The sequence below is a fragment of the Streptomyces sp. NPDC021080 genome, assembly GCF_044333225.1.
Classification (GTDB): domain Bacteria; phylum Actinomycetota; class Actinomycetes; order Streptomycetales; family Streptomycetaceae; genus Streptomyces.
The window spans coordinates 139,149-151,371 of sequence record NZ_JBIRQM010000018.1 but is presented as its reverse complement, the minus strand read 5'-3'; the positions used below and the strand labels follow the sequence as shown (position 1 = coordinate 151,371).

10 protein-coding genes are annotated in these 12,223 nt (G+C 71.9%); 6 read left to right on the top strand and 4 right to left on the bottom strand.

Annotated elements, in window-relative coordinates:
• Nucleotides 1–7 precede the first annotated feature (7 nt).
• Both ACH4S8_RS36065 and ACH4S8_RS36060 read right to left on the bottom strand, forming a co-directional pair.
• Nucleotides 8–1,195 (bottom strand): TerD family protein, encoded by a 1,188-nt coding sequence (locus ACH4S8_RS36065; RefSeq protein WP_398401905.1) that lies wholly within the window; start codon nucleotides 1,193–1,195, stop codon nucleotides 8–10.
• A gap of 435 nt (nucleotides 1,196–1,630) precedes the next feature.
• A complete protein-coding gene (locus ACH4S8_RS36060) occupies nucleotides 1,631–2,440 on the bottom strand; it encodes an NAD-dependent epimerase/dehydratase family protein (RefSeq protein ID WP_398401812.1) in 810 nt (269 codons plus the stop codon).
• A gap of 336 nt (nucleotides 2,441–2,776) precedes the next feature.
• Here ACH4S8_RS36060 and ACH4S8_RS36055 point away from each other — a divergent pair, with 336 nt between their 5' ends.
• Together ACH4S8_RS36055 and ACH4S8_RS36050 are read left to right on the top strand one after the other, a co-directional pair.
• Nucleotides 2,777–3,718 carry a 5-dehydro-4-deoxyglucarate dehydratase gene (locus ACH4S8_RS36055; RefSeq protein ID WP_398401810.1) on the top strand — a complete coding sequence of 314 codons (942 nt, stop codon included), beginning with the start codon at nucleotides 2,777–2,779 and terminating at the stop codon, nucleotides 3,716–3,718.
• Nucleotides 3,715–4,893: a hypothetical protein gene (locus ACH4S8_RS36050; RefSeq protein ID WP_398401808.1), complete on the top strand. Its 1,179-nt coding sequence runs from the start codon at nucleotides 3,715–3,717 to the stop codon at nucleotides 4,891–4,893. The genes ACH4S8_RS36055 and ACH4S8_RS36050 overlap by 4 nt, the downstream gene beginning before the upstream one ends.
• A gap of 281 nt (nucleotides 4,894–5,174) precedes the next feature.
• Here ACH4S8_RS36050 and ACH4S8_RS36045 read toward each other — a convergent pair whose 3' ends face one another.
• Nucleotides 5,175–5,900 carry a DUF4097 family beta strand repeat-containing protein gene (locus ACH4S8_RS36045; RefSeq protein ID WP_398401903.1) on the bottom strand — a complete coding sequence of 242 codons (726 nt, stop codon included), beginning with the start codon at nucleotides 5,898–5,900 and terminating at the stop codon, nucleotides 5,175–5,177.
• Between the two features lie 252 nt (nucleotides 5,901–6,152).
• Entirely contained in the window at nucleotides 6,153–7,328 is a 1,176-nt protein-coding gene (locus ACH4S8_RS36040; RefSeq protein WP_398401806.1) for a serine hydrolase domain-containing protein, read from the bottom strand.
• A gap of 430 nt (nucleotides 7,329–7,758) precedes the next feature.
• Here ACH4S8_RS36040 and ACH4S8_RS36035 point away from each other — a divergent pair, with 430 nt between their 5' ends.
• From ACH4S8_RS36035 to araD, 4 genes are all read left to right on the top strand, one after another.
• Entirely contained in the window at nucleotides 7,759–8,346 is a 588-nt protein-coding gene (locus ACH4S8_RS36035) for a TIGR03086 family metal-binding protein (RefSeq protein ID WP_398401804.1), read from the top strand.
• A 493-nt stretch (nucleotides 8,347–8,839) separates the two neighbouring features.
• Complete coding sequence (locus ACH4S8_RS36030; protein WP_398401801.1) at nucleotides 8,840–9,499, top strand: GntR family transcriptional regulator; 660 nt, start codon at nucleotides 8,840–8,842, stop codon at nucleotides 9,497–9,499.
• A complete protein-coding gene (locus tag ACH4S8_RS36025; protein ID WP_398401799.1) occupies nucleotides 9,496–10,404 on the top strand; it encodes a dihydrodipicolinate synthase family protein in 909 nt (302 codons plus the stop codon). Before ACH4S8_RS36030 ends, ACH4S8_RS36025 begins: the two co-directional genes overlap by 4 nt.
• A complete protein-coding gene (gene araD / locus ACH4S8_RS36020) occupies nucleotides 10,392–12,122 on the top strand; it encodes an L-arabinonate dehydratase (protein ID WP_398401797.1) in 1,731 nt (576 codons plus the stop codon). Before ACH4S8_RS36025 ends, araD begins: the two co-directional genes overlap by 13 nt.
• Nucleotides 12,123–12,223: the final 101 nt, after the last annotated feature.

The window sequence follows — 12,223 nt, the reverse complement described above, 5'->3', positions numbered from 1 at the left end:
TCTCGGGTCAGAGGGATTCCGCTGCCGGCTTCACCATGCTGCGGACCGTGCGGGACTTGACGAAGCTGCCCAGGGCCGTCATCTCCCACTCGCCGGAGAACTGCTTGATCAGCTTGGCCATCATGACGCCCGTCTCGGCTTCGGCGTTGGTGAGGTCGAAGCGGACGAGCTCCTCGCCGCTGACGGCGTCGATGAGGCGGCAGTACGCCTTGGCCACATCGGTGAACTTCTGGCCGGAGAAGGAGTTCACCGTGAAGACGAGGCCGGTGACCTCCTGGGGCAGACGGCCGAGGTCGACGGTGATCACCTCGTCGTCCCCGCCGCCCTCGCCCGTGAGGTTGTCGCCCGAGTGCCTGATCGAGCCGTTCACGATGGACAGTTTGCCGAAGTAGCAGCTGTCGATGTGGTTGCGCTGCGGGCCGTACGCGATGACCGAGGCGTCCAGGTCGATGTTCTTGCCACGGAACGCGGGTTCCCAGCCGAGGCCCATCCGGACCGTGGACAGGAGCGGGGCACCACCCTTGACCAGGGACACCGTCTGGTTCTTCTGGAGGCTGACCCGGCCCTTGTCCAGGTTGATCTTGCCGGTGGCGGCGGGCGGCGCCGGGGGCATCGGCGGGGCCGGGGGAGCGGCCGGGGGCTGCGGGGCGGTGAGGTGGGGGGCCGCGGCCGGGGGCTGGGCCACGGGAGTCGGCTGGGCGGGTTCCTCCACGCTCACGCCGAAGTCGGTGGCGATGCCGGCCAGGCCGTTCGCGTAGCCCTGGCCGACCGCGCGGACCTTCCAGGCGCCGCCCCGGAGGTAGACCTCGACGATCACCAGGGCCGTCTCCGTGCCGAGGTGGGGCGGGGTGAAGGTGGCCAGGACCGTGTTGTCGTCCGCGTTGCGGATGGTGGCCGTGGGCTCGATGCCCTGGAACGACTGGCCCGCCGCGTCGGGGCTCGCGGTGACGACGATCTTCTCGATGCCCGGGGGCACCGCGGCCGTGTCGACCGTGATCGCGTCGGGCTCCGTGCCGCCGCCCGAGCGGTAGGTCACACCGGGGCCGGTGGGCTGGTTGTAGAAGATGAAGTCGGCGTCGGAGCGCACCTTGCCGTCGGCGGTGAGCAGCAGGCTCGACACGTCGAGCCGCACCGGGGCGGTGACGTCCACCGTCACGCGGGAGACGGGGAGAGGGATGTTCGAGCCGGGCGTCATAGCTGTCATGACTGGGGTAACGAGCGGAGGCGCTTTACCGTTCCCTTACTCAAGGGTAGGGGCAGGGGCAGGGGTGCGGGCCCGGGACCGGGGGGCGGGGCGTGCGTCGGGTCCCGGGCCGGTGGTCCGGGACCCGGCGTGCGGGATTTCTCAGGGCACTACGACGATCTTGCGGCCTACGCCCGACGCGAACTGTTCCAGCGCCTGGGGGTTGGCAACTGCTGCGCGTTGACTGCGTTCAAGGGTGCTCTGGCGTGTGCGAGTGAGTGTCGGCGGTCTCCGTGCGTACGAAGTTCGGGAGGGAACGGGAGTTCTTGTCTCGAATGCGTGATCTTTGCGGGTGGTGGTCGTCGGATGCGATGACGGGGATGACCGACACCCGCTGTAGAACTGCCCGTTCGGTGCCCGCCCGCCCCTCGGCCTTCGACCGCCGCGTCAGTACGGCCAGATCGGCGGGTGCGTGGTGAAGTGGCCGCCCAGGTGGGCGTGGTCCGGGTTGTCCGGGTCGAGCTCGCCCTGCTCGGCGATGAGCTTCTCGGCGTACGGCTCGGAGTCGTCGCGCGGTTCGTAGCCGAGGGCCCGTGCCGTCGAGAGGTCCCACCACAGGCGGGTGTTGGCGGACGAGCCGTAGACGACCGAGTGCCCCACGTCCTCGGCGGTCAGAGCCGTGTGGAAGAGGCGGGCACCGTCCTCGGGGCTCATCCACACCGAGAGCATGCGCACGCTGGTGGGCTCCGCGAAGCAGGACCCGATGCGCACCGAGACGGTCTCCAGGCCGTGTTTGTCCCAGTAGAGCTGCGCCAGGTCCTCGCCGAACGACTTGGACAGGCCGTAGAAGGTGTCGGGGCGGCGCGGGGTGTCGACGGGGATCAGGGGGTCGTCCCCCCGCGGGCGCGGGGTGTAGCCGACCGCGTGGTTGGAGGAGGCGAAGACGACACGGCGTACACCCTCCTCGCGCGCCGCCTCGTACAGGTTGTACGTCCCCTCGATGTTCGCCTTGAGGATCTTGTCGAAGGAGGCTTCCAGGGAGATGCCCGCGAGGTGGACGATCGCGTCGACGCCCCGCACCGCCGCGCGCAGCGCCGCCCGGTCGGCGAGGTCCGCGGTGATCGCCTCCGGCTCGCCCTCGACCGGGAGCATGTCGAGCAGGCGCAGCTCGTAGCCGTACGCCGGCAGCAGCCCGCGCATCAGGGTGCCGAGTCCGCCGGCGGCGCCGGTGAGCAGAACGGTGCGGGGAGCGGGCATGCGGGGTCTCCTCCGTGGGGGTGCGGTGCGCCAGGGCCGGGCGTCGTGGGGCGGTCGGTGGGTGGTCGGTCGGTCGGTGGGGGCTCCGCCCGTGGGGCGGTCGGTGGGACTCTGTTCGGTCAGCCGTATTCGTGTATCAGATTCACATCCGTGGACACGCTAAGGAGCGTCGGCGCGTCGCGTCAAGTGTCACGCGGAGGGGGGGAAATCCGCCTTCGTGTTGCGGGTTTGCGTGCTTGACCGGCCCGGAGGTGGCGGCTTAGCGTGGGCGCGTTCAGGGATATGGACGTGGATCAGAAACGTGCACTCGGTGGGCATCTTTTACGAGGAGAGTCCGTGACGTCAGCCCCTCTTGCCGCTCGGCTGAGCATTCCCAGCGGGCCGCTCTTCTTCCCCGTCGCCGCGTACGGCCCCGACGGCGCCGTCGATCCCGGCGTCTACCGGGAGCACGTGCGAAGCGGCGTCGAGGCCGGAGCGGCGGCGGTCTTCGCGTGCTGCGGCACCGGCGAGTTCCACGCGCTCGTGCCCGAGGAGTTCGAGGTCCTGGTGCGGGCGGCTGTGGAGGCGACGAAGGGGCGCGTCCCGGTGGTGGCGGGCGCCGGATACGGGACCGCCCTCGCCGTGCGCTACGCGCGCCTCGCGGAGGCCGCCGGGGCCGACGGACTGCTCGCCATGCCGCCGTATCTCGTGACGGCCGGGCAGGAGGGACTGCTGCGGCACTACCGGGAGATCGCCGTCGCCACCTCCCTCGACGTCATCGTCTACCAGCGCGACAATGCCGTCTTCACCCCCGCGAGCGCGGTCGAACTCGCCCGCACCGAGGGGATCATCGGCTTCAAGGACGGGCTCGGCGACCTGGACCTGATGCAGCGGATCGTCAGCGCCGTACGCAGCGAGACGCCCGGCGGCTTCCTCTACTTCAACGGTCTGCCGACGGCCGAACTGACCGGGCTCGCCTACCGGGGGCTGGGCATCACGCTCTACTCCTCGGCGGTCTTCTGCTTCGCCCCCGAGATCGCGCTGGCCTTCCACCGGGCCCTGAACACCGGGGACGACACGACGGTGAACCGGCTGCTGGACGGCTTCTACCGGCCCTTCGCCGATCTGCGGGCGCGGGGACGCGGCTACGCGGTCGCCCTCGTCAAGGCCGGTGTGCGGCTGCGCGGACTGGACGTCGGCGAGGTGCGGCCCCCGCTGCACGAACCGGCCGAGGACCATGTCAAACAGCTCGCGCAGCTGATCGACCGCGGTTACGCGCTCATCGAGGAGGGCCTGTGAGGGCGTCCGCGTTCCTTTATCCCTGGGACGTCGACGGGGACCCGGAGGCCGCCGCCAGGACCGCAGGTCTCGGTGTCCGCCAGGTGACGCTCGCGTCCGCCTATCACTCCACGCGCGCGCTGACGCCCCGCCACCCCCGGCACCGGGTCGTCACGGCCGCGCACGCCGCCGTGCTGTATCCGGTGGACGAGGCGCGGTGGCGGGGCCGGGCCCTTCGCCCGTACCCGGCCGGGGCCTGGGCACCCGGTGACGCGTACGGCGAGGCCGCCGCCGCGCTCGCCGGGGCCGGGCTCGACGTCCACACCTGGGTCGTGCTCGCGCACAACTCCCGTATGGGGGAGGAGCATCCGGAGACCTCCGTCGTCAACGCCTACGGGGACCGTTACCCCTGGGCCCCCTGTGTCGCCCGGCCCGCCACCCGTGCCTACCTGGCCGACCTCGCGGTGGAGGCCGCGGTCCGGCCCGGTGCGGCGGGTACGGAACTGGAGTCGCTCGGCTGGTACGGGCTCGCTCATCTGCACGCCCACGACAAGACCGGCGGGGTGCCGCTCGGGGACGCCGGGCAGTATCTGATGTCTCTCTGCTTCTGCGCCGTGTGCGCGGAGGGGTACGGCCGAGAGGGCCTCGACGCCCAGGAGTTGGCGTCCTTCGTGCGCGGTGCGCTGGAGCCGGTGTGGCGGGGGGAGCCGTCCGGAGGCGGCTGGGCCGGAGTCGAGAAGCTGCTCGGGGCGGGGACCGCGGCGGCCACCCGCGTCTGGCGCGACCACGTGGCCCGCTCGCTCCAGGAGGAGACGGTCTCGGCGGTGCGCTCCGCCGCGCCGGCCGGTTTCCAGGTGCTGCTGCACGCCGACCCCGTGTCCTTCCACTGCGGCGCCAACGCCGGGGTGGACCCCGGGCACATCCTGTCCGTGGCCGACGGTGTGGTCGTGCCGTGTACCGGAGGCGCGGGTCTGCTGACGCCGTTCTCGGAGGCGGTGCGGGCAGGGGCGCGGGGCAGGGTGCTGGCCGCCAACTTCACCGTGGTGTCCGGGATGGGGGGCCGGCCGGACGGTCTGGCGGCCGACGCGGCCCGCGCGGCCGCGCTCGGCGCCACGGAACTGCGCCTGTATCACGCGGGGTTGGCCTCGGACGCCGATCTGGACGCTGTGCGGAGGGCGTTGGCGGGGCTGGACTAGGGCCTGTCGTCACATTCCCGTCGTCGCCCGGAGGGCGGCCTCGCGGCGTCTGGTGCGTGCTCTCGGCGTGCCGGGTGGAAGTCCTCGTACTGGACGTACTCGGGCTTTCGCTCGGTGCGGCGAGAGTACGTGCCAGACGTTGCGGGGCAGACGGGAATGTGACGACAGGCCCTAGGGGTCCCGATTCTCTGCCGCGCCCGCCCGCCGGGGGTCACCCGTACTTCGCCCCCTCCGCCCGGGACGGGGCGAAGGGGGCGGGCACGGGCCATGACGTCAGCCCGTCACAGGCTGCTGGCGGTGATGTCGCCGTGGGCGGTGGTGGCGTGGATGGTCAGGGCGGGGGTGTCGCCGGTGTTCTTGAGGGTGTTGCTGATCCGGCCGAGGGTGGTGCCGGCGTCCAGGGTCGCGGAGACGCCGGGGGCCGCGCCGACGGTGATGTCGCCCTTCCGGGTGGTGAGCGTGAGGGTTCCCTGTGCGGCCTGGCCGACGGTGATGTCGCCCGCCAGGGTGCTGAGTGTGAGGGTGCCCTGTGCGGCCCGGGTGATGTTCAGGTCGCCCTTCTGCGTGCTGATCTCGGCGGTGCCGTTGAGGCGGCCGACGGTGATGTCGGCGTCGAGGCCGGTCAGGCGGACGCTGTCGGCCTCGTCGAGCTTGACGGTGCGGTGGCCGCCCTCGAAGGCGACGTCGCCGAGCCGCCCCACGCCGCGCAGCTCGGCGGCGGCCGCCTTCGCCTCGACGCGGGAGCCGGCCGGCAGCTGCACGGTCACCTCGACGGACCCGGACGAACCGAGCAGCCGGTTCCTCGCCCCCGGGATCTCGACGCGCAGGACACCGTCGGCGCAGGAGACCTCGGTCTGCTCCGCCGCCTTCACGTCGCGGCCCTTGGAGGCGTCCGCGGGCAGGACCTCGACGGTGGTGTCGGCACGGTCGGCGGCGATGAACCGGATGCGTCCCGCGGGGATGTCGACGACGGCCGAAACGGGGGCGGGGGTGTCGAACTTCTGCATGGTGCTCTCCTTTGTCTGCGTCACGTGCGTTCCCTGTTTGTTTCTGACAATGGAAACGCTACGTTGCATTCATGGATGAGGCAACATGCTTGTTGCTCAACTCCCTTGTTATTGCAGTTCAATGCCGGAAATTCGTTGCAATGGTTCAGATTCTAATGCAACGCTCCGACCGAATTCGTTGCAATGAAATGAAGGTGAACGCTCTGCGGGGCGTCCGTGCCGGTCCGGGCGCCCCGCCGGGGATTCTCTCGGTCAGTTCTTCAGCAGGGCGCAGACGAAATTCTCCTCGACCCTGCGCAGCTCCTTCAGCAGCTCGGGCTTGGTCGACTCGTTCACCTGGGTGGTGAGCGAGAAGGTCAGTGACCGCCGGCCGTCCGGTGTGGCGGCGATCAGCTGGGTGTAGCCGGGGAAGTTGCCGGTGTGGCCGAGGACGACTCCGCAGCGGGTGGAGTAGCGGAAGATCGCCGCTCCCGCCTTGTTGCGGCCGGGTCCCGCCGGCTCCGAGGCCCCGTCGATCCAGCGGCGCTGCTCGCGCAGGGTCGCCCCGGAGATCAGGGCCCCGCCCGCGTACCCGCGGATGAAGCGGGTCAGGTCCGCCGGGGTCGAGATGATCCCGCCCGACGCCCACACGCCCGACGCGCTGAGCACCTCGCTGACGTCCTCCGGCGGATTCGGCGGCGTGACGTCGTAACCGTGCATGTACGGCTCGGGCATCTCGTAGCCCTGCGGCAGGCTCGTGTCGCGCAGGCCGAGCGGCCGGTAGACGAGTCCCCGCAGCAACTGCTCGTAGCGCGTCCCGGTCGCCGCCTCGGCCATCAGCGCGACCGCGATGTTGTCCGAGTTCGAGTACTTGTACCGCGATCCCGGCCGGAACAGCAGCGGCTCGCCGGCCACGTAGTCGAGCAGCCGGCGCGAGTCGAAGTGGTGGTGCGGATCGGCGGTGAGGATCTTGATGAACTCAGGGCTCTGCGAGTAGTCGGGCAGTCCACTGGTGTGGTTCAGCAGCTGGCGCAGCGTCACGGCGCCCCACTGTCGCGGCAGGGACGGCAGCCGGCGGCCGATGGTGTCGTCGAGGGAGAGCGCGCGCCGGTCCACCAGGCGCAGCGCCACGGCGCCGCTGAACGCCTTCGCCGTACTCGCGATCCGCGTGTGGTCGTCCGGTTCGATCGGACGTCCGCTGCCGAGGTCGGCGACTCCGGCGCGCACGACACGGGACTCGCCCTCGCGGCGCAGGACGGCGATGACACCGGGCGGGCCGCCGGGGCTGCGCACCAGCTCTTCGAGCTGCTTCCGCAGGGCGCGGTCGTGGTCGCGGTCCGCGGAGCCGGGGCCGGCGTCGGCCGGTGCGGCCACGGCGCCGGTCAGGCAGGCGGCGGCCAGCAGGGCGCCGAGGGAGGGGCGCAGCCGGGGGCGGCGGGGCAGGGGCATGGGGATCTCCCGAGTCGGGCGGGGCGTGGGCACGCCCAGCTTCGGTCCCGGATGATCGCTCCGCCTGCGCCGCTGCTGCATACGGAGGAGCGGGCCGCCGGGCCGTCCGGCCGCCCCGGTGCGGAACCCCGCGCCGGGGAACCGATGAGTCTCGGGTACGGACGGGGTCTACCCCACGGGAGTGCACCCACGGACCTGCCCGACGGCTCGCCCCGGCGGGAGCGCCCCCATGGGCTTGTCCGAGGGGTCGCCCTCGTGGGATTCCGCACGGGTCTCCTTCGCGGGAGTCCCCTGCGGACCTGCCCGGGCGGGCTTCCTCACGGGAGTGCCCCGAGGGGCCTGTCCCACGGGTCTCGCTCACGGGTGCCCCCGTGTTCCCGGGGGTCCCCGAACCGACAAGCAGACGGATACGCGTTCTGAGGAGAATCGAATGACCGGTCAGACCTTCGACTTCGGGCCGCAGGCCCTCGTCGTGGCGCGCCTCGCGGAGGGTGTCACGGACGCGCAGCTCGACGGGGTGACCCCCTGTCCGGAGTACGCGGTACGCAACCTGCTCGGGCATCTGGCCGGACTGGCCGTCGCCTTCCGTGACGCCGGGCGCAAGGACCTGGGCCCCACGACCGACACCAGCCCGGCCGCCTCCCTGCCCGACATCGGGCCGGACTGGCGTGCGGCTCTGCCGAAGGCGCTCGACGAACTCGCCGACGCCTGGCGGAACCCGGCCGCCTGGACCGGAACGACCCGGGCGGGCGGAGTGACTCTGCCCGCCGAGGTCGTGGCGGCCGTCGCCGCCGACGAACTGGTGGTGCACGGCTGGGACCTCGCGCGGGCCACCGGCCAGGAGTACACCCCCGACGACACCGCCCTGGAGGTGACGCACCGGTTCCTCGCCGGTGTGGCCGACGACCCGACCCGCGTCGGGGGCATCTTCGGCCCCGTCGTCCCGGTGCCGGACGGTGCACCGCTCCTCGACCGTGTGATCGGCCTCAGCGGCCGTGACCCCGGCTGGAAGCCGTAGCGGGGAGCGGCCGGCGGCGGGGTGCGGTTCGGCGCCGCCGCGTCACGGAAGCACACGGAAGCGCACGGACTCCACGGCGGCCGGCGGCGGCCCGGCCGCCCGGCCGCCGCACGGGGCCGGCGCGCCGGTCTTCCTGCCGAACTTCCGTCTCCATGGGATGAGTCACGGGCTGTCCGCCGAGCGGGCAGCCCGTACGCGTACTCCGGTACGGCATCGCGGGAGCGAACATCCGGATGCGCCCCCGCCCCGGGGAAGGCGCGGACCCCCGGACGCCCGCGCCTCACGTCTCTCCTCGGCTCCCTCCTCGACGCCCTGCACGGCTCCCTCCGTAACTTCCTCTGCCGGAAGCGTTGACGAAACACGGTCACGCTCCTACCTTCAACGCGTCGTACTTCGTACGTCATATATGAGACGCGATATGCGAGACCGGGGCCGGTGTCCGCGACCGGTGCCCGGCTCCCGTGATCCGAGACGTGAGACCAGAGAGGCGCGCATGACCTCTGTGCCCACCCCGATCCCGTCGTCCCGCACGCAGTTCGTGCTGGAGGGGATCAAACACCGCATCCTCACCGGACAGTTGACCCCGGGTCAGGCCCTGGTCGAGACCGACCTCGCCGCGCAGTTCGGGGTGTCGAAGACCCCGGTGCGCGAGGCGCTCAAGACCCTGGCCGGCACCGGGCTCGTCGTGATGAACCAGTACAAGGGCGTCACGGTGCGCATGGTGGACGCGGACATGGCGCGCGAGGTGTACGACGTACGGCTGCTCCTCGAACCCGAGGCGCTGCGGCGGGCGGTGCGCCGGGGAGCGTCCCTCGACGCCGCCCGTGACGCGCTCACCCGCGCCGACGGCGCCGCCGACACCGCCGAACGGTCCCTGGCCAACCGGGAGTTCCACCGCGCCCTGTACACGCCCTGCGGCAATCCGCTGCTCGGCCGGATGCTCGACGAGGTGCGCGACCAGGCGGCCCTCGTCTCGGCGGTCGCCTGGGCGTCCGATCCCTCCTGGGAGCGGGAGGCGAGCGAGCACCGGGAGATCCTGCGGCTCGCCCTCGACGGCGACGCCGACGGCGCGGCCGGAGCCCTGCACGCACACATCGCCTCGTTCGTGCGACGGGCCTTCCCTCAGGGCGAGGAAGAGGACGGACGGGAATGACAGCGACGTTCGAGACCCAGCGGGCGGCACTCGCCGAGGTCGTGGCGATCCCGGTGACCCCGTTCGCCGAGGACGGCACGATCGACCGGGACGCCCACCGGGCCCTGCTGCGCCGGCTGATCGACGGCGGCGTCCGCACCCTCACCCCCAACGGCAACACCGGTGAGTTCTACGCCCTCACCCCCGAAGAGCGCCGCACCATCACCGAGTTGACCGTCGAGGAGGCCGGTGACCGCGCGGTCGTCCTCGTCGGCGTCGGTCACGACCTGCCCACCGCCGTCGCCTCCGCACGGCACGCCCGCGCCCTCGGCGCACCGATGGTGATGGTCCATCAGCCCGTCCACCCCTACGTCTCGGAGGGCGGCTGGGTCGACTACCACCGGGCGATCGCCGAGTCCGTGCCGGAGCTCGGCGTCGTGCCGTACATCCGCAATCCGGTGCTCGCCGGGTCGCGGCTGGCCGAACTCGCGGACGCCTGCCCGAACGTCGTCGGTGTGAAGTACGCCGTCCCCGACGCGGCACGCTTCGCGTCCTTCGCCCGGGACGCCGGCCTCGAACGGTTCGTGTGGGTGGCCGGCCTCGCCGAGCCCTACGCCCCCTCGTACTTCTCGGCCGGCGCCACCGGGTTCACCTCGGGTCTCGTGAACGTCGCCCCGGCCGTCTCGCTGAACATGATCGAGGCGCTCCGCTGCGGCGACTACCCGGCCGCGATGAAGGTCTGGGAGCGGATCCGCCGCTTCGAGGAACTGCGCGCCGCCGACGCCTCCGCGAACAACGTCACCGTGGTCAAGGAAGCGCTGTCCTCGCTCGGTCTGTGCCGCCCCGACGTGCGCCCGCCGAGCAGGCCGCTGCCCGCGAGCGAGCGGTCCGAGGTCGCCGCCATAGCCGCCGGATGGTCGCTGTGAAACGGCCCGAGGAGCTCAGAAGCCATCAGTGGTACGGCACCGACGGGCTCCGCTCGTTCAGCCACCGGGCCAGGACCCGGCAGCTCGGCTACCTCCCCGAGGAGCACCTGGGCAAGCCGGTCGTCGCGATCCTCAACACCTGGTCCGACATCAACCCGTGCCATGTGCACCTGCGCGACCGCGCCCAGGCCGTCAAGCGGGGCGTGTGGCAGGCCGGCGGATTCCCGCTCGAATTCCCGGTGTCCACGCTGAGCGAGACCTTCCAGAAGCCGACCCCGATGCTCTACCGCAATCTGCTCGCGATGGAGACCGAGGAACTGCTGCGGTCGTACCCGGTGGACGGGGCCGTGCTGATGGGCGGCTGCGACAAGAGCACGCCCGCCCTGCTCATGGGGGCCGCGTCGGTCGACCTGCCGGCCGTGTTCGTGCCCGCCGGGCCGATGCTCCCGGGCCACTGGCGCGACGAGGTCCTCGGCTCCGGCACCGACATGTGGAAGTACTGGGACGACAGGCGCGCCGGGATCATCGGGGACTGTGAGATGACCGAGCTGGAGAGCGGGCTCGCCCGGTCGCCGGGGCACTGCATGACGATGGGCACCGCGTCCACGCTGACCGCCGCCGCGGAGGCGCTCGGTGTCACCGTTCCCGGTGCGTCGAGCATTCCCGCCGTCGACTCCGGACACGACCGGATGGCGGCGGCGGCCGGGCTCAGGATCGTCGAACTCGTCCACAAGGGACGCGTGTTGTCCGACATCCTGACGGCCGAGGCCTTCGCGGACGCGGTGACGACCGTCCTCGGACTCGGCGGCTCCACCAACGCCGTGATCCATCTGATCGCCATGGCCGGACGGGCCGGTGTCACGCTCACGCTGGACGACTTCGACCGGATCGCCCGGACCGTGCCGGTCCTGGCCGACGTCCGGCCCGGCGGACAGAAGTACCTCATGGAGGACTTCCACTTCGCCGGCGGCCTGCCCGGGTTCCTGTCGCGGATCACCGACCTGCTGCACCTGGACCGGCCCACGGTGTCGCACGACAGCCTGCGCGAGCAGCTGGCGGGCGCCCGGGTGCACGACGACGACGTCATCCGCACCCGGGACAACCCGGTCGCGGCCGAGGGCGGAGTCGCCGTCCTGTGCGGCAACCTCTGTCCCGACGGCGCCGTCATCAAGCACATCGCCGCCGAGCCGCACCTGCTGAAGCACACCGGTCCCGCGGTCGTCTTCGACGACTACCGCACCATGCAGCGCACCATCGACGACCCGTCGCTCGGCATCACCGCGGACAGCGTCCTCGTGCTGCGGGGCTCCGGTCCCAAGGGCGGCCCGGGCATGCCCGAGTACGGGATGCTGCCCATCCCCGGCCATCTGCTGAAGCAGGGCGTGCGGGACATGGTGCGGATCTCCGACGCCCGGATGAGCGGCACGAGTTACGGCGCGTGCGTGCTGCACGTGGCACCCGAGTCGCATGTCGGCGGCCCGCTCGCCCTCGTGCGCAGCGGGGACCGGATCACCCTCGACGTCGCGTCACGGTCGCTCCACCTCCATGTGGACGACGCGGAGCTGGAGCGCAGGCGGGCCGCGTGGACCCCGCCGCCCGTCCGGTACGAACGCGGCTACGGCGCGCTCTACAACGACCAGATCACCCAGGCCGACACCGGCTGCGACTTCGCGTTCCTGGCCCGGCCGGGCCAGGTGCCGGACCCGTACGCGGGCTGAGGCCCCGGCACACCCGCACACCCGCCCAGCACACCCGCACGTGGAAGTGCCCGGCCCACGGGGTCGTAGCAAGCGCTTCCTGCACCCGCTGTACGTGCCCC